Annotated in this window: 14 protein-coding genes; 8 read left to right on the top strand and 6 right to left on the bottom strand. The window is 39.5% G+C overall.

Annotated elements, in window-relative coordinates; all coding sequences use genetic code 11:
• Nucleotides 1-382: 382 nt before the first annotated feature.
• Entirely contained in the window at nt 383-1,237 is an 855-nt protein-coding gene (locus ACHSBP_RS12915) for a hypothetical protein (protein ID WP_395389066.1), read from the bottom strand.
• A 207-nt stretch (nt 1,238-1,444) separates the two neighbouring features.
• The gene (locus ACHSBP_RS12920; protein ID WP_010559272.1) at nt 1,445-2,254 is read right to left on the bottom strand and encodes a pyruvate, water dikinase regulatory protein; all 810 of its coding nucleotides are present in this window, start codon (nt 2,252-2,254) and stop codon (nt 1,445-1,447) included.
• 382 nt (nt 2,255-2,636) lie between these two features.
• Between ACHSBP_RS12920 and ACHSBP_RS12925 the strand changes: the two genes are divergently transcribed.
• Nucleotides 2,637-3,536 (top strand): hypothetical protein, encoded by a 900-nt coding sequence (locus tag ACHSBP_RS12925; protein WP_010559271.1) that lies wholly within the window; start codon nt 2,637-2,639, stop codon nt 3,534-3,536.
• 25 nt (nt 3,537-3,561) lie between these two features.
• On the opposite strand, the gene ACHSBP_RS12930 is transcribed toward ACHSBP_RS12925, so the two are convergent.
• Entirely contained in the window at nt 3,562-4,623 is a 1,062-nt protein-coding gene (locus ACHSBP_RS12930; protein ID WP_395389067.1) for a hypothetical protein, read from the bottom strand.
• A 661-nt stretch (nt 4,624-5,284) separates the two neighbouring features.
• Here ACHSBP_RS12930 and ppsA point away from each other — a divergent pair.
• A complete protein-coding gene (ppsA, locus tag ACHSBP_RS12935; RefSeq protein WP_010559269.1) occupies nt 5,285-7,657 on the top strand; it encodes a phosphoenolpyruvate synthase in 2,373 nt (790 codons plus the stop codon).
• Nucleotides 7,658-7,750: 93 nt separating this feature from the next.
• Here ppsA and ykgO read toward each other — a convergent pair whose 3' ends face one another.
• Nucleotides 7,751-7,894: a type B 50S ribosomal protein L36 gene (gene ykgO / locus ACHSBP_RS12940; RefSeq protein WP_010559268.1), complete on the bottom strand. Its 144-nt coding sequence runs from the start codon at nt 7,892-7,894 to the stop codon at nt 7,751-7,753.
• Complete coding sequence (locus tag ACHSBP_RS12945) at nt 7,894-8,145, bottom strand: type B 50S ribosomal protein L31 (protein ID WP_010559267.1); 252 nt, start codon at nt 8,143-8,145, stop codon at nt 7,894-7,896. The genes ykgO and ACHSBP_RS12945 overlap by 1 nt, the downstream gene beginning before the upstream one ends.
• Nucleotides 8,146-8,386: 241 nt before the next feature.
• On the opposite strand from ACHSBP_RS12945, the gene ACHSBP_RS12950 reads away from it, so the two are divergent.
• Both ACHSBP_RS12950 and ACHSBP_RS12955 read left to right on the top strand, forming a co-directional pair.
• Complete coding sequence (locus ACHSBP_RS12950) at nt 8,387-8,989, top strand: response regulator (protein ID WP_010559266.1); 603 nt, start codon at nt 8,387-8,389, stop codon at nt 8,987-8,989.
• A 92-nt stretch (nt 8,990-9,081) separates the two neighbouring features.
• On the top strand, nt 9,082-9,657 hold the full coding sequence (locus tag ACHSBP_RS12955) for an HAD family hydrolase (protein WP_010559265.1): 576 nt from the start codon (nt 9,082-9,084) through the stop codon (nt 9,655-9,657).
• A 109-nt stretch (nt 9,658-9,766) separates the two neighbouring features.
• Here the strand turns inward: ACHSBP_RS12955 and ACHSBP_RS12960 are convergent, their stop codons facing one another.
• Nucleotides 9,767-9,979 carry a PGPGW domain-containing protein gene (locus ACHSBP_RS12960; protein WP_010559264.1) on the bottom strand — a complete coding sequence of 71 codons (213 nt, stop codon included), beginning with the start codon at nt 9,977-9,979 and terminating at the stop codon, nt 9,767-9,769.
• A gap of 174 nt (nt 9,980-10,153) precedes the next feature.
• On the opposite strand from ACHSBP_RS12960, the gene ACHSBP_RS12965 reads away from it, so the two are divergent.
• The 4 genes from ACHSBP_RS12965 (at nt 10,154) to ACHSBP_RS12980 (ending at nt 17,148) form a co-directional block, all read left to right on the top strand.
• A complete protein-coding gene (locus ACHSBP_RS12965) occupies nt 10,154-13,195 on the top strand; it encodes an FAD-binding and (Fe-S)-binding domain-containing protein (RefSeq protein ID WP_010559263.1) in 3,042 nt (1,013 codons plus the stop codon).
• Between the two features lie 31 nt (nt 13,196-13,226).
• Nucleotides 13,227-13,820 carry an arylesterase gene (locus tag ACHSBP_RS12970; RefSeq protein WP_010559262.1) on the top strand — a complete coding sequence of 198 codons (594 nt, stop codon included), beginning with the start codon at nt 13,227-13,229 and terminating at the stop codon, nt 13,818-13,820.
• 102 nt (nt 13,821-13,922) lie between these two features.
• On the top strand, nt 13,923-14,897 hold the full coding sequence (locus ACHSBP_RS12975) for an acetoacetate decarboxylase (RefSeq protein ID WP_010559261.1): 975 nt from the start codon (nt 13,923-13,925) through the stop codon (nt 14,895-14,897).
• Nucleotide 14,898: 1 nt separating this feature from the next.
• Nucleotides 14,899-17,148 (top strand): NAD(P)-binding protein, encoded by a 2,250-nt coding sequence (locus ACHSBP_RS12980; protein WP_395389068.1) that lies wholly within the window; start codon nt 14,899-14,901, stop codon nt 17,146-17,148.
• Nucleotides 17,149-17,338: the final 190 nt, after the last annotated feature.

Genomic DNA, 17,338 nt, shown 5'->3' on the forward strand with positions numbered 1-17,338 from the left:
AACCTGGAGACTACGCAAAATACTCAGAGCTTATGGTTCAACCTTTTTATAATTGCGATTATTTGCCCTTTGTTTTTGGTACAACAGCATTTCTCATTAACGCTAATGATGATTATGTTTATCTAAATTAAATCAATGAGGTCCGAGTCGTTGACTTAACCCTTTCCCAACGGCAGCTTCTGGCACAGAACCGTCCGTTGACTCTAACTCATAATTGTTCAAATATAAGTTAGATAAAAGTGTGTTATTCATTTTAATTTAAGAAAAAATATTGCATTTTAGCGGCTTTAATTGGCACACATACAACTAACAAATTTCAATCTAACAAAGCAAGTTAGGCGTTGTTAATACAATAAGACCCAATCGTTTTTTTAGATAGCGCTCATTCTCGCTGCGCATTAATAATATTTAAATTCTGTTTATCAACAAAAAAGCCGGCTTGTGTATAGGCTTTCTCAATTTCGCCTTGGTTTCGTAACATGTTTAATCCTTTTTCAAGGGCTAGGTATGCTTGTGAGCCAAGAGGGTGATTACGGCTTATAACAAAGTGACGACTGTCTTTTAGCTCTATTGCAACATTTGGCACGGGTACCAAATTGATTTTATCAAGCTTAAAGCTTTGGTCAGTAGTTGAATTAAATGGCATTAACATAAAGTCTACCCAACCAGTATTGACCATACGCGCCATACTGATCCACTCGTGTTCAATGACTAACTCTTTGAGCGGTAAATCTGAGAGCGTTTTCCAATCGGTGCGCCATTTTGGTGTTGATACCGCACTTAAACGTTTAAAGTCGCTCATTTGAGTTAAGCCAAGGGCTTTTTCTCGTCCTGCTTTAGTATAAACCCCAGCAATATATTCACCTTGACGGATTATGGGTTTGCTAATGTGCAAATATTTAGTTTTAGCATGTGCGTCAGATAACCAATAAGTATCGAAACTAATCAATAACTTGCCGGTTTCTAGCATGCGGGTATTACGAAAATTTACTTTACCTGGAATGTAATTGAAACTGTGGTTAAAGCCGCCTAACTTAAGCGCCTTTTGGGCAATTATCATATCGACTACATCGCGTCGAATTGCATTTCCATTAAAATTTGAGATTGTGGCAATGTCACGGCCATTAACAAACGTTTGATAATCCTTGTACACATCATCGCGAATGTAAATATCGATGACTTGAGCAAAGGCCAAACCATGGTTAAAAAGTAACAAGCTAAAAAGTACTGCGCGCATAGTCTCTCGCGGTTAGGTTAATACGCTCCTTATTTAACAAAATCCCTACACAGTAAATATGGCACAAACGACGTGACAAATGAATACACCATAAGATTGATACGGTATAAATCTACTTAAGATCATTGTCGACGTGTTTATGTGTATTGCACCTAAAACTTGTATGATTTTAGGTGCAATATATTAGAAGGTGTAATCCTGTACGTGCTAGTATTTGCGTCTTTCTAAACCGGTTTCGGCGAGGATTTTCGCGGAGATTTCTTCAACTGAAAAGTGTGTTGAACTTAAATGAGGGATTTTATTTTTCTTATAGAGCATTTCAGCTTCTCGCACCTCAAGGCGGCACTGCCTTAGCGATGCATATTTGCTGTTTGCCATACGTTCGTTACGAATTGCAGCAAGGCGCTCAGGATTTATCGTTAAACCAAACAGTTTCTTTTTGTGGTTTTTAAGCGCGTTCGGCAAACGCATCATATCCAAATCATCTTCAGTAAGTGGGTAATTAGCTGCTTTTATGCCGTATTGAAGTGCTAAATATAAGCTGGTGGGCGTTTTACCGCTGCGACTCACACCCACCAATATAATATCGGCTTCATCATAGTCTTTTAAATTGCTGCCATCGTCGTTTGCAAGTGCATAGTTAACGGCATCGATTCTGAAATCGTAGCTTTTTTCATGGATTGAGTGAGTTCGGTGTGTACGTGGTACAGGTTCAACGCCAATCGTGTCTTTTACTTGGCCGCTGTAAGCAGTTAAAAAATCAAAGCATTGGCCTTGTGACGATAATATGATGTCGCTCAACTGAGGATCAACAAAGGTAAAAAATACTAAAGGCTTTTCACCACTTACTTTAAATGCTTTATCTATTTGTAACTTAACTTCATATGCTTTTTGTTCAGTTTCAACAAACGGGATTGTGATGTGTTTAAATTCGACAGGAAATAACGACAAGGTAGCATGACCAAATACTTCACTGGTAATTGCGGTACCATCGGATATATAAAATGCGCTGCGCATAATAACCTTATTTTTTTGTTGTGAGAGCGCTTATATAAGAGCAAATAATTAAACACGACACAACATTGTGAATGTAGATATTAAAATATAACTACATTGAAAGAGAATATTTTCTAAAGCTTATTTGTTTACACTTGTTTAATTGATGATTAAATAGTTCTTTGTTCAAGTTTAATAAAATTATATAGTTACGCACATTATGGATCTAGAAATAAGGAAATCAATTAAGTGCTACTTAAAACTAAACTAAAAGAATCAATCGGTGTGGTGCTTGCTTTGTCTGTGTTTCTGCTTGCGCTATTTGGCCTCTTTGCATTAAGCCCATACATAACGATTTATGGCTCGGCGGCTATATTACTTTTAATGATCGGTCTTTTTAAATATGTTTAAACCTAGTATTGAAGTTAATACTGCAGTAAAAGCGAATGCGGTTGTTAAAGTTAATCCACTTTTAAATGACAAAATAATTGAGAAATTAAATACAAGTTTTGACGATATTTTCGCAAAACAAAAAGCAAGCAGACGCTATGTTGATGCGAAGCACATTCAAGAGCTAGGTCTACTTAATGATATATTTAACAAGGAAGTGTTATCACTAATTTACTCAATGTTTGACAAACCTGTACTCTATCACTGTCATGCATACGAAATTGATGGAAAAAATAATAAATCGCATATCTCATCAGGTAATTTTTTAAGAGGTTGGCACCGAGATGTAGATTGCAGGCACCGTCAATCGGATAAAAAGACGCAACATGTTAGCCTATTCGTTTATCTTACCGATGTAGGAGAGGCCGATGGCGCGTTTGAAATTTCAGATAAACCATTGAGTTTTTGGCCTTACCTTTTTAAGAGTTCGCGATACTATCGTTTAATAGGTCAAAGAGGCTTTTCATTCTTATTCAATCGAACAGCTGTTCACCGCGCTAGCCCTAATCGAATGAACAAACAAAGGCGTGTTTTAAAAATATCTTTTCAAGATTCAACTACAGTGATGCCACCGTTAAAAGCGACAATCAATTCTAATGATAAAAAAATTAGATTATCTAAGGTGTTGGAGACACTAGACCCTCAAGACTTCCTAGTGCGTTCGCTGTTTGGCGATAAAACAGTTGCAATAGATGACCTTCAACGTGCAAAAGACACTTTTCTTTTAACTTTAAACAAAGATGCAGTTTCATCATGCGAAAACTTTGAAATATCAGAGAAATTTAGTTTAGTAGACGAGTTTAGAGGTATCATAAAAGACTATAGATATTTAATACGACTTAAACTTCAATAGTTTTCTGCAATTGAATGCACAGCTGTTAAATATCAGGGATTCGCCAGCGCTGTACTTCGCGTGGCGAACAGATATGAAAAATGCATTTCGGTAATAGCTTTAGTACAAAAATCGCAGCAATTATTAGCATAAGCGCGTGATTATTTAATTGTAAAACGGCTGCTACGCAAAGCACTGAGAGTAAAAACCATGGCATAAATCCCATAATCCGTGATTTCTTGTTAACGCTGTGAATAAGGTGCGCGGGTAGATGTTGTGCGATTTGAGTTAATGCGTGATGTTTTAACCCGTAATTCATAAAGCTAAGTTTGTAGGCTCGATTTGCGGTTGATACCAATAATTTTTGTGAGGCATATTCACTTTCAATTGCGCTAATATCTGCGATATCAATTGCGTAAATATTAGGACGCTTAAGCTTGGCAATTAAATCGTCTAAAAACTCTTCTTGTTGATATAACTGAGCCAGCATTTTAGTTTGATGTTTTTCAAAGCGGATAACGATGATTTGCGAATGGGTTAACCAAATTAGTACATTGTCGTTGGTATTTAACCAAGAGTGCTTAGTATAAAACCCTTTGAGCAAGATATTTGCGCGAGTTCGAACAAATATCAGCATTAGCAGCGCGTGAAAAATTAAAAATACCGGCACAGTAATGACGGCGGTTTTAGTTAAATAATAAATAAGATGTGATTGCGCTAGTTGATTATCGATATTGCTCTTTAAGTTGTGCTGTTCGCCATTTTTTGCAATGTATACTGGAACCGACTTACCTTCACTCAAACTTGCATACACGTGCTGATCTACATAGGCATTTTTTTTAAACAGTGCGTTATTGATTTTTACACTGTAGGTAATTGCGAAAGCGGTATGAAGTCTTGCCCGGTGCAATAGCGTATTAAGCTTACTTGGGTTGTTATCAAGATTTACAATTGTTCCCTGTGCTAAATAGCCATTTTTTACCCAAGCTAAGGATTTCTTATGCCAATCTGCAAGGATTAAACTTATTAAAATGGTCGAGATGACAAAAGCGGCGCACGATGCCAAATGCACCATACGTTTTCGGTTGTAAAAGTCTGCGCGTCTCATTGCATATTCCATGTTTTTCAACTGCTTGCTAATGAATTATTTGTAAGGTTTTGGTGTATTTAAACGGCGACTCCTTTGCCGAAATACACGTTAACAGAAATGTTAAACCAATTAACATATCCTGACAAGGCACTTTAATCGTTGCTGTTCATGACAAACGTTACTCGCTTTAGGGTCGATTTACAGGCTCTAAAATATCAGTTCTTGGCATTAGAGCGAATTAATGTATTCGGAGGGGATAAGCCAAAAATAACCGAGTTGTGCTTATCGGGGGGGAGCTATTGGTTTTAATGCCGCTTTTGCTTCAAATTAGGGCTTTAAACACTTATTTAATATCATATTTAAAAAAAATTTATTGTTATGATTTATTCTAATTTTGCTATTGGCACCGGTGTCACTAGCATAAAAATGCAGTTTTAACGCATTTAAGGTTAATTTTTACTGTTTTTCGGGTATTTGTCCTTGATTTTGTTGTTTTTGCTCGCTTTACCTGGTTTGTTCATCTATGTAAAATCATGCTCGCTTTAAACGAAACCTTAATTCCTGCTACCCGTTCAAATTTATCGCAGATGTAATAGGCGTTCACATTTAGCAACTTGATGTTATCTCAACTAGGATTAGATAACACACTCTCACAACCTTTTGCTTATGGAGAATTTCCGTGCAATATATACTTTGGTATCAAGAACTTGGTATGAATGACGTACCACGTGTTGGTGGTAAAAACGCTTCCCTCGGTGAAATGATTTCTAACCTAGCAAACGCAGGCGTAACAGTGCCTGGTGGTTTTGCTACAACATCTGATGCTTTTAATGAGTTTTTAGACCAATCAGGCCTCAACGACAAAATCCACAATGTACTTGATACGCTTGATGTTGATGATGTAAACGAACTAGCACGCGTAGGCGGCGAAATTCGTCAATGGATTATCGATACACCTTTCCAAAGTAATTTAGATTCTGCGATTCGTGAAGCGTATGCAACGCTTCATGGTGGTAAAAATCAAGATGTTTCGTTTGCGGTTCGCTCATCAGCAACTGCTGAGGATATGCCAGATGCATCTTTCGCTGGGCAACAAGAGACTTTCTTAAACGTGCGCGGTATTGACGCAGTAATGGTGGCAATTAAGCACGTATTTGCATCGTTATTTAACGACCGTGCAATTTCGTACCGTGTTCACCAAGGTTACGACCATCGTGGTGTTGCACTGTCTGCGGGTATTCAGCGCATGGTCCGTTCTGATAAAGCCTCATCAGGTGTAATGTTTAGTATTGATACCGAATCTGGTTTTGAAGATGTGGTATTTGTAACATCAAGCTATGGCCTTGGCGAAATGGTAGTGCAGGGCGCGGTTAACCCAGATGAATTTTATGTACACAAGCCAACACTTGCGGCAAATCGCCCTGCGGTTGTGCGCCGTACGCTTGGTTCAAAAGCAGTTGAGATGATCTATTCAAGCGATGAAGCTCACGGTAAGCAAGTAGAAGTAGTGGATATTGAACAAACCCGCTCAAATCAATTCTCGATTACTGATGAAGAAGTAATGGAGCTTGCTAAACAAGCAGTGATCATTGAAAAGCATTATGGTCGCCCGATGGATATTGAATGGGCTAAAGACGGCAATGACGGCAAGCTATATATTGTACAAGCGCGTCCTGAAACAGTGCGTTCTAACGAAGACGCCAATGTAATGGAACGTTTTCAACTAAATGGTTCATCAAACGTGTTATGCGAAGGCCGTGCTATTGGTCATAAAATTGGTAAAGGCGTAGTACGCGTACTTAACTCAATTGATGAAATGGATAAAGTACAGCAAGGTGATGTGCTAGTAACCGACATGACCGACCCTGACTGGGAACCGATTATGAAGCGTGCTGCAGCGATTGTTACAAATCGTGGTGGCCGTACGTGTCACGCAGCAATTATTGCACGTGAGTTAGGTATTCCTGCTGTAGTCGGTTGTGGTAACGCAACTGACACCATCGAAAATAACGCAGAAGTGACAGTTTCTTGTGCCGAAGGTGACACTGGCTATATTTACCAAGGTTTACTTGATTATGAGGTATTAACATCTCGCGTTGATGAAATGCCTGAACTACCAATGAAAATTATGATGAATGTGGGTAACCCAGACAGAGCATTCGACTTTGCGCGATTACCACATGCAGGCATTGGTTTAGCACGTGTTGAATTCATTATTAACCGTATGATTGGTGTACACCCGAAAGCACTACTTAACTATGATGCTCAGTCTGACGACGTAAAATCTGATATTGATTTTATGATGGCAGGTTACGAAAGTCCGGTTGAATTTTATATCAGCAAACTTGTTGAAGGTATTTCGACACTAGGTGCAGCATTTGCGCCAGAGCGCGTAATTGTGCGTATGTCTGATTTCAAATCAAACGAATACGCGAATTTAGTGGGTGGTGAGCAATACGAGCCGGAAGAAGAAAATCCAATGATCGGATTCCGCGGTGCATCTCGCTATATTTCAGAAGATTTCCGCGATTGTTTTGCCCTTGAATGTGAAGCGATTAAACGCGTTCGCAACGATATGGGTCTGACCAATATCGAAATCATGATCCCATTTGTCCGCACATTAGAAGAAGCAGCACGCGTAATTGAGCTACTTGAAGAACACGGCTTAAAGCGCGGTGAAAACGGCTTAAAAGTAATTATGATGTGCGAGCTGCCATCTAATGCATTATTAGCAGATGAGTTCTTAGAGTATTTCGATGGTTTCTCTATCGGTTCTAATGACTTAACTCAGTTAACGCTTGGCTTGGACCGTGACTCTGGATTAATTGCTCATTTATTTGACGAGCGTAATCCTGCGATTAAAAAGCTATTAGAAATGGCGATTCAAACAGCGAAAGCAAAAGGTAAATATGTCGGCATTTGTGGTCAGGGTCCGTCAGATCACGAAGACTTTGCAGCCTGGCTTGTGGATCAAGGTATTGATTCTGTGTCGTTAAACCCAGACACAGTGCTTGAAACTTGGCTATACCTAGGTGAGAAGCACGCTAAATAAATTGTATTAACCAGTTCCTTTAACTGATATGTCATCAGTATAAAGCTGACAAAACAAAAGGCGCTCAATGCGCCTTTTTTTCATTTCATAATGCTATTTTTTCTTTTTGCCTTTGCCCTGTACTGCTTTAAAACGTGGGTTTGATTTACAAATTACAAATAAACGACCGCGACGCTTTACGATTTGGCAATCAGGGTGGCGTTTTTTCGCGCTTTTTAATGAACTTAATACTTGCATTATTTGCTTCCTAATTTACCAAAACGCTTATTGAACTTAGCAATACGGCCGTCAGATTGAGCAGCGCGTTGCTTACCTGTGTAAAACGGGTGCGATTCACTCGATACATCTATCGCTACATAAGGGTATGTTTTACCTTGATAATCGATTGTGCGATCGGTTTTGATGGTTGAACCAACTAAAAAATATGCATCTGCTGCTGTGTCGTGAAAAACCACTTTTCCGTAATCAGGGTGGATACCAGGTTTCATATAAGCTCCAATTAATATGTTACAACATCACGTAATATAAATTGTTATAACATAACAATCAATAGTTAATGCAAATAATTATCAATAAGTTTAATTTAAAATAAAATACATAATGTTATGTATAAGTTTATGTATTAACTAGACTAACAGTTAGGCATTACTTTAAATAATATAGATAAGACACGCTTTGTCTTTTTATGTGGATTTGCTTTGACATATTAAGCGCTCAATAGGGACACCCATGTTTACAAAAATAGAAGGCACTTTGTTAGCGCAACTAATCAATGACGCGATCGATTTATCACGTGATGAACTGCAACAACCAAAGAATGTAAATGATAAAGAAAAGCTTGAAACAGAATTAATTCAGTTAGTGTCGTGCTTTAACAAAATTAAGCATGATCTACAAAAGTTACAACCAAGTTCCGATGGTAATGCCTCAAAGTACAAAATCTTAATCGTTGATGATGTTGAATCAATGCGAGTGGTAACCACAAGTATGCTCAGAAAGTTAGGTTTCGAGCATATTAAAGAAGCAAATAGCGCTGAAAGTGCGTTAATTAAGTTGAAAAAAGCGGTAGCAGAAGACGATAAGTTCGATATCGTAATTACGGATTGGGAAATGGATGGAAAATCAGGGTTAGATTTGTTACGAGAAATTCGTTTAGACGCAAACATGTTAGAAACAGCAGTGTATATTCTTACTGGTCATGGAGAGCAAAGTCATATACTTAAAGCAATTAATGCAGGTGTTACTGGCTATATTTTAAAACCATTAAACTTTCAGGTATTCAGTCAAAAATTAAGCGCATATTTGCCGAAAAAAAATACTGAAATGACTTAAGCGTGTTTGTAAGTGAAAAATACCTCGTAAAATGATCTGCAGATTCGTCGTGTTTGTATAAACTACGGTGTTTGAGTTTACTTTGGGATTTTATGAAACATATCAAAGGCGTAATTTTCGATTTAGACAGTACATTAGTTACGTGCAGTTTGTGCTTTAAAACAATGCGAAAGGAAATTGGCTGCCCATCAGAACAAGATATTTTGCAGTTTGTTGATGCGTTAGAAGAGCCTAAACAGTCTTTAGCAAATCACACAATAAAACGTTTAGAACTTGACGATGCTCATAGTGCAAAGTGGATTGAAGGGGCAGAGCACTTCGTGCAGCATTTAATCAATAAAAACTATCCCACCGCGATTATTACGCGAAACAGTGTTGAAGCAAGTTCTATAAAAATAGCCAACAATCAAATACCAATCGAAACCGTAATAACCCGCGAAGACGCACCGGCAAAGCCCGATCCTACGGCGTTACTTATGCTGGCTGAAAAGTGGAATATTGCCCCCGCTAACTTGTTATACATAGGGGATTATCTTCACGATATTAACATTGCTAAAAATGCAGGTGTGGAAAGTGCACTGTTTTGCGAGTTTGAAACACCAGACTATGCGCATCAAGCAGATTATGTATTTGAGACCTACGCTGAGTTAATGAAGCGTTTCGCTTAACTTAGCGATCAGTTATAGATGAGTTTAATGTTAGATGGATTACAGTGCGAGCCGCTAAGCTGCTAGTTTAGCGAGCAGCATGAATGTATGTTTTAAAACCGATTTTAACTTAACGCCTTGCTAATTTTTTATCGATAAACTGGCAAGATGATTTAAGTGCTTTTTGAAAATGGCTTAAATAGCGCCTTGCCCAAGGATAGTAAAACGCCAATAACAGTAAACCTGCAATAAAAAAGATCAGTGATGGGCCTGGCACCACCATAAAAAGCAAGCCAAGCGCTAGAAACATTACTGCAAACACATGGTTTATCATTTTTTTCATCTGTAGCATCCTAAACGCATAAATTTACGTATAAACACGATATTTATTCATAGTATAAAAAATTTGGTTTAGCGCGCGAATAAATGATGTTACAAACTGTAAATATGAAGCAAAACTCGCTGTATTTCTTTGATATAATGAGTGCAAACCCTGTTCCCCGTCACCGAGCAAGTAATGATTGAAGTAATAGATCAAAAAGATACCTTATCGCCTTTAGCAGAGGCGTTTTTAGCTGAGTTAAAGACAACACACTACAGTGGTGAAATTGACATCAGCTACGCAACACGCATTGTAACCGCAACTGACAACAGTATTTATCAGGCGTTACCGCAAGGTATTTTATTTCCAAAAACAAGCCAAGATATTCAACAGATTTTTTCCCTTGCAAATCAAAGCAAATATCAGCAAATCAAATTTACACCGCGTGGTGGCGGCACAGGCACCAATGGTCAATCGCTAACGCACAGTATGGTGATTGACTTATCGCGCCATATGCGTGAGATTTTAGAGATCAACGTTGAAGAAAAATGGGTGCGCGTACAAACCGGTGTGATTAAAGATCAGCTTAATGATTTTCTGCGCCCTTACGGATTCTTCTTTGCGCCGGACCTCTCGACCAGCAACCGAGCAACGGTTGGCGGTATGATAAATACCGATGCGTCGGGTCAGGGCTCGCTTGTTTATGGTAAAACATCCGATCATGTACTGGGATTAAAAACCATGCTGGTAGACGGCACTGAACTCGATACTGCCCCCGTTGCTGTTAATATTGCAAAAACATACGCCGAAGAACAATCAACACGCGGCAAGATTTATCAGCAATTACTCGATACCGGTATAAATTTACGCGACCAAATTAAAGCGAAATTTCCCCGCTTAAACCGCTTTTTAACAGGTTATGATTTAGAAAATATTCTCAATGATGAACTAACCACGTTAGATGCAAGCCGCATTATTACAGGCTCAGAAGGTTCGTTAGGGGTTGTTTGTGAAGCCAAACTCAATATTACGCCGATTGCCGAATTTAAAACGCTGATCAATATAAAATACGATAGCTTTGATTCAGCGCTTCGTAACTCGCCGTTTTTAGTGGACGCCAAAGCGACTTCGGTTGAAACCGTTGATAGCCGTGTACTTAATCTTGCTAGAGAGGACATAATTTGGCATTCAGTTTCAAGCCTGATTGAAGATGTGCCGGGTAAAGATATGCAGGGCCTCAACATGGTTGAGTTTAATGCGACAAATCAGGCGGATATCGATGATAAAGTAAATGGCTTATTGGCAAAGCTGGATAGCTTAATGGCAAATAACCAAGCTGGGATCATTGGTTATCAGGTAACGCATTCCAAGGCCGACATTCTAAAAATTTATGCCATGCGTAAAAAAGCGGTAGGCTTGCTTGGCAATGTAAAGGGTAAAGAAAAACCGCTGGCATTTGCCGAAGATACGGCAGTACCTCCAGAAGCACTTGCAGACTTTATTGCTGAATTTAGGCAGTTACTTGATTCACATAACTTAAACTATGGCATGTTTGGCCATGTTGATGCAGGTGTACTGCACGTAAGGCCTGCCCTTGATATGTGCGACCCAGCCCAAGAAAAATTACTACGTCATATTTCCGATGAAGTGGTAAAACTAACCGCTAAGTACGGTGGTTTAATGTGGGGTGAACACGGAAAAGGTTACCGTAGTGAATATGGACCAGAATTCTTTGGCGAAACCTTGTTTACTGAACTTAGAAAGATCAAAACTGCATTCGATCCGCTTAATCGGTTAAACCCAGGTAAAATTTGTACGCCACTTGACTCAAATGAGCAGCTCGTCAGCGTTGACGATACGAAGCGTGCACATTTCGATAAACAAATCCCGATCACCATTAAAGACAGCTTCGATAACGCTATGGGGTGTAACGGTAACGGTCTTTGTTATAACTATGATAGCCACTCGCCTATGTGCCCATCGTATAAAGTAACAAAAGACAGACGTTATTCACCAAAAGGGCGTGCCAGTTTGATGCGTGAATGGATGCGTTTACAAAGCGAAAAGGGCATAGATCTACTCGAAAGCGAAAAAGCGATAGCGAAAGGCGAGACTAAGTCGTGGTGGGAAAAACGCATTTTCGCAAAACAAAAAGCCAAAGGGGCTTACGATTTTTCACATGAAGTGAAAGAATCGATGGACGAATGTTTGGCATGTAAAGCGTGTACTACAGCATGCCCAATTAAAGTGGATGTACCGACCTTTCGTGCGCGCTTTTTAAATTTATACCATGCCCGTTATAAACGCCCGCTTAAAGATTACTTAGTGGCTAATATTGAATCGCAAGCGCCGCTTTTAAGCAAAATACACTTTCTAGTAAACCCTATTTTAAAATTAGGGTTTGTAGAACGCTTTTTGAAAAACCAAATCGGTTATGTGGATTCACCATTATTAAGTGATAACGCCATTATAGAACGCGTGTCGAAGCAGTTTGCGTTTAATCTAAATCAGCTTAAAACACTGGATGAATCGCAAAAGCAGCAAACTGTTTTAATTGTACAAGACCCGTTTACTAGCTTTTATGAAGCTGAATTAGTGGAAGATTTTTGCCAGTTACTGGTAAAACTTGGTAAAACGCCAGTGCTATTACCATTTAAACCAAATGGTAAGCCACAGCATGTAAAAGGCTTTTTAAACGAGTTTGCGAAAATAGCGAAAAACAGTGCTGCATTTTTGAACCAGATAGCTGAACTGAATATTCCTATGGTTGGGTTAGATGCATCGCTTGTTATGTGTTATCGCGACGAATATAACCAAGCGCTTGGCGAACAACGTGGCGATTTCCATGTGTTATTGGCCCACGAATGGTTTGAATCGCAACGCTTTGAGCAAAAAGAAGCAAACACTGATAGTCAATTTGTGTTACTAAACCACTGCAGCGAAACCACAGCAATGCCAAATGCCAGTAAGGTGTGGCAAAACCTGTTTGCTAATTTTGGTTTAACACTCAATGCTAAAGCAACAGGCTGCTGTGGTATGGCGGGCACTTATGGGCACGAAACGCAAAACTTAGATAAATCTCGTGCGCTTTATGAAATGAGCTGGCAACAAACGGTTGATAACACACCAATTGAACAGCTTGTTGCAACTGGATTTTCGTGCCGCTCACAAGTTAAGCGTTTTAATAACGGCAACAAACCAAAACACCCAATTCAATTGTTAAACAGTTTGCTATAGCTAAACTGCTTAACGCAAAGAGGCAAGTAATATGATACGCATCACCCTGTTAATGTTTATGGTAACTTGCCTTTATGGTTGCGGTGGTAACAATACCGTGCAAATTAGCCCATACGCTAACATTGTTGCGTTTGGCGATAGCCTTACACAAGGAGTTGGGGTCGATAAATCAAATAGCTATCCTTCAAAACTGGCAAGTGAGTTGGGCATTGAAGTGATAAACAGCGGCATTTCAGGCCAAACCAGCAGCCAAGGGCTCGCGCGTTTAAATAATGTGTTAACTACGCATACGCCGAGCCTTATTATTATTTGTTATGGCGGTAATGATGTGCTGCAAAACAAAAGTAAAACCCAGCTCGAAGCAAATTTAAGGCAAATGATTGTTCGCTCTAAGCAACACGGTGCGCAGGTGATGTTAGTTGCCGTACCGCAATTTGGGTTGTTACTTTCACCTATGCCAGTGTATAAAAAACTGGCTGATGAATATGATCTGGTGCTTATTGAAGATACCTTGCCTGATTTATTGGGTGATGCCAGCAAAAAATCCGACCGAGTACACCTCAACGCGCAAGGCTATGCGTTATTAGCCAGTGAAATTGCTAAGCACATCGAAATTACCAATTAAAGCATAAAAATAATAGAAACTAATTATTCCCTCTTTCGCAAGTTTGTACTATTTTCAAAGGGTTAAATACCTAATTTTGATTTGCGATTTAGAGGGAAGACTATGGCGCAAGCACCTTTACAACCCAACTTTATTCAATTTCCTGGCAATGTGATAGCCGAACCACCGTGTCGCATGTTGAATGCCAATCAATATGGCTTTTTCGTTAAAGGCTGTAGCGAAAAAATTCAACACTATATCGATGTAACACTCAACGCGGTTAAATCAGATGAATTTCGCTTCAAGGCGCTAAGTGCGTACACCTTGCTTACGTTTACGGATATCGAAAACATCGCATCTAAAGTACCTCCGTTTAGTGAACAAGGGTGGATGCAAGAGACCGACATTATATTTTGGTTACCAGTCGCCAAAATGGTGAGTAAACGTGGTAAAGAAAAAGTTGACCATATTTATTGGTATCCAGCGTTTATCACAGTAAATAATATTTATGCATTGATTAATGGACGCGAGACCTGGGGTTACAACAAATATTTGTGTGACTATAAGATGCCAAACATTGGTGAATTACCTCAGTTTTTTGAACTTAGCCTTGATGCCTTCCAACCTTTTTCCCCGAATACCAAAATGGCAAAGCATAAACTGCTTGAAGTAAATTTAGTTGAGCAAGGCGGCGAACACCTTGTCAGTGATTTTGTCGAACTGGTGAAAGAAGCGTTTGAAATTCTAAAGTCCGATACTGATTTTTTTGACCTTGATTTAAACGCTATCAAGCAGTTGCTTGATGGTTTTGTAAACCCGCAAATGGACCAGATCTTATTTAAGCAATTACCAAATGGTGATGGCAGTAAAGCAGTTTACCAAGGCGTTGTACATTCTCCGTCAATTATTAAAAAGGTACACAGCGCTAAAATCTATAAGCATGAATTTGATGTGACCGTTTATCAGCTAGATACGTTTCCCCTTGGTGAAATGTTTGGAATTTATCCCGGCACCCATCGTGCGCTATTACCATTTAATGTTGTAATGGATTTTGACCAAGAAAAAGCGTGTGAAATTATCGCTACAAAAGGACTTTAACATGGCAAAAGAAAAAATTGTGATACTTGGCGGTGGCGTGTCAGCGATGACCGCCGCAGTGTATTTAACAGACGATGAAAACTGGCAAGATAAGTACGATATCACAGTGTATCAGCAAGGTTGGCGCATTGGTGGTAAAGGCGCTAGTGGCCGTAACCCGTATTTAGGGCAACGTATCGAAGAGCACGGACTTCACGTATGGTTTGGCGCTTATGTTAACTCTTTTAAAACAATTCAATCAGTCTACGAAAAATTAGCACGCCCCGAAAGCATGCCACTAGCAACCTGGCAAGAGGCGTTTAAGCCTCACAGTTATGTTGTATTACAAGAGCTGATTGATAACGAGTGGCAAACATGGCCTGTTGATTTTCCGCTAATTCCAGGCAACCCTGCCGAAGGCACATTGGATTTACACTTTTGGGAAATCGCGCGCTTATTATACTTTTGGATAAAAAAGTTTATCGGCGAATTAGAGTACAAAGCGAACTCTTTGAATAAAGGTCGCGATATAAAAACGCCTGAAAACGATGAAGAGCAAAACCTATTTGCCCACTTTATTGATGAAGTAAAAGAAAAAATCGACGATATCAAAGACGAATGGCAAGAGTTTAAAGACGATGCCGAAGATTCGTTAGAAACGTTCTCAAAACATATTCAAGTTACGCTAAGCGAGCTTAGTTACTTTTTTGATAAGCGTGCGAGCGATAAAAACCTATCTAATACAAAACACCCATCCGCGATTCAGTGGATCATCCGACGTTTTAAGCGTTGGTTAAACGAAGAGTTTGAAGACTTACTTGAAGATAACGCTGATATTCGCCGCCTTTATATTTGCGCTGATTTAGCCCTTGCCATGATGGAAGGCTTAATTGAAGACAAGGTGTTTGAACGTGGCTTTGGCGCAATTAACAATCTTGATTTTAGAGCGTGGTTAGAAAAGCACGGGGCAAACACACAGTTTTCAGTTGATTCTGCGCCGGTTCGTGGTTTTTACGATCTTGTCTTTGCTTATCAAGACGGGGACTTTGCAAAACCGAATGTGGAAGCGGGCGTCGCGGCGTTGGCAATGCTGCGCTTATCGCTGTGTTATCACGGCGGAGTTATGTGGAAAATGCAAGCAGGTATGGGCGATACCATATTTAGTCCGATTTACGAGTTACTTATTAAACGCGGTGTTAAGTTTGAATATTTCCATCAAGTAACGCAACTTTTACCAACGCAAAGCATTGAAGGCGAAAACAGTGTCGATGAGATTAAACTGATTAAGCAGGTTGCACTAAAATCAGGGCAATATTATCCGCTTGTTGATGTAAAAGGGTTACCATGCTGGCCGTCATTTCCACTTTATGAGCAAATTGACGATGAGCAGACAGCGCTAATAAAACAGCACAATATTAATTTAGAAAGTTTTTACAGTGATTGGCCAAATGTGTATCAGCAACACTTTGGCGAAGCTCTGCCAGAAGTGACGCTAAAACAGGGCGTTGATTTTGATAAAGTCATCTATGGGATATCAGTCGCCAGTTTGCCTCATTTATGTGAAAAGTTATTAGCAAAAGACCATGGGCTAAGTTTAACTTCACAAAAAGTAAAAGCCGTTGCGACACAAGCGTTTCAATTGTGGTTAGACAAACCACTCGATGAAACAGGTTGGGCGTATACGCCCGCAAGTGGTGAGCAACCAATTTTAAGTGGCTTTAGTGAACCCTTTGATACTTGGGCGTCAATGGATCAGCTGATTAATAAAGAAGATTGGCAAGGTGATGTTGAGCCGAAAAATGTCGCCTATTTTTGTAGCGCATTTACGCAAGACAGTTTTCCACCAAGTACCCAGAGTGATTTTCAAGCCGTGTGTAACGCACGCGTAAAAGCCAATAGTGTTTTTAAACTTACGCAGCAAATGTATCCACTGTGGCCGGATATTGCCAAACAAGGTGAATTTGATTGGCAAGCACTAATGGATAAAACAAATGCGGTAGGAGAGGCGCGTTTTGATAGCCAATATTGGCGTGCAAATGTCGATCCCAGTGAGCGTTATGTAATGTCGGTGGTTAATTCTAGCCAATACCGTTTAGCAACGGATGGAACGCAATTTACTAATCTGTTGATTACCGGAGATTGGATTAAAACCGGTGTTAATGCAGGTTGTGTGGAAGCCGCAACCATGGCAGGTATGGCAACATCGCGCGCTATTTGTGGTTACCCAAATCATATTAGTGGTGAATTTGGTTTTGAGCCTGACGAGCAATAATAAATCAGTTTGAACGTGATCTTTCAGATTCGATTAATAGGACTCAATCAAATCTGAAAGTCACTTAAGAGCCGTAAGCGGATAGTCGTAACGCCTCAGTTAAAAGGCAAAATTTGGTTGGCTATAATGTGAAGCGGAGCGAAACCAGCCAACTTAATTTTGTCCACTTTTAAACTGTTTGTTAGTTGTA

The organism is Pseudoalteromonas sp. XMcav1-K (assembly GCF_044005875.1).
Lineage (GTDB): Bacteria > Pseudomonadota > Gammaproteobacteria > Enterobacterales > Alteromonadaceae > Pseudoalteromonas > Pseudoalteromonas spongiae.

What these genes read in the sequence shown, in the direction of transcription:
- ACHSBP_RS12915 (WP_395389066.1), bottom strand. Translation starts at nt 1,237, where the DNA reads ATGCGCGCAGTACTTTTTAGCTTGTTACTTTTTAACCATGGTTTGGCC.
- ACHSBP_RS12920 (WP_010559272.1), bottom strand. Translation starts at nt 2,254, where the DNA reads ATGCGCAGCGCATTTTATATATCCGATGGTACCGCAATTACCAGTGAA.
- ACHSBP_RS12925 (WP_010559271.1), top strand. Translation starts at nt 2,637, where the DNA reads ATGTTTAAACCTAGTATTGAAGTTAATACTGCAGTAAAAGCGAATGCG.
- ACHSBP_RS12930 (WP_395389067.1), bottom strand. Translation starts at nt 4,623, where the DNA reads ATGAGACGCGCAGACTTTTACAACCGAAAACGTATGGTGCATTTGGCA.
- ykgO (WP_010559268.1), bottom strand. Translation starts at nt 7,894, where the DNA reads ATGCAAGTATTAAGTTCATTAAAAAGCGCGAAAAAACGCCACCCTGAT.
- ACHSBP_RS12945 (WP_010559267.1), bottom strand. Translation starts at nt 8,145, where the DNA reads ATGAAACCTGGTATCCACCCTGATTACGGAAAAGTGGTTTTTCACGAC.
- ACHSBP_RS12950 (WP_010559266.1), top strand. Translation starts at nt 8,387, where the DNA reads ATGTTTACAAAAATAGAAGGCACTTTGTTAGCGCAACTAATCAATGAC.
- ACHSBP_RS12955 (WP_010559265.1), top strand. Translation starts at nt 9,082, where the DNA reads ATGAAACATATCAAAGGCGTAATTTTCGATTTAGACAGTACATTAGTT.
- ACHSBP_RS12960 (WP_010559264.1), bottom strand. Translation starts at nt 9,979, where the DNA reads ATGAAAAAAATGATAAACCATGTGTTTGCAGTAATGTTTCTAGCGCTT.
- ACHSBP_RS12965 (WP_010559263.1), top strand. Translation starts at nt 10,154, where the DNA reads ATGATTGAAGTAATAGATCAAAAAGATACCTTATCGCCTTTAGCAGAG.
- ACHSBP_RS12970 (WP_010559262.1), top strand. Translation starts at nt 13,227, where the DNA reads ATGATACGCATCACCCTGTTAATGTTTATGGTAACTTGCCTTTATGGT.
- ACHSBP_RS12975 (WP_010559261.1), top strand. Translation starts at nt 13,923, where the DNA reads ATGGCGCAAGCACCTTTACAACCCAACTTTATTCAATTTCCTGGCAAT.
- ACHSBP_RS12980 (WP_395389068.1), top strand. Translation starts at nt 14,899, where the DNA reads ATGGCAAAAGAAAAAATTGTGATACTTGGCGGTGGCGTGTCAGCGATG.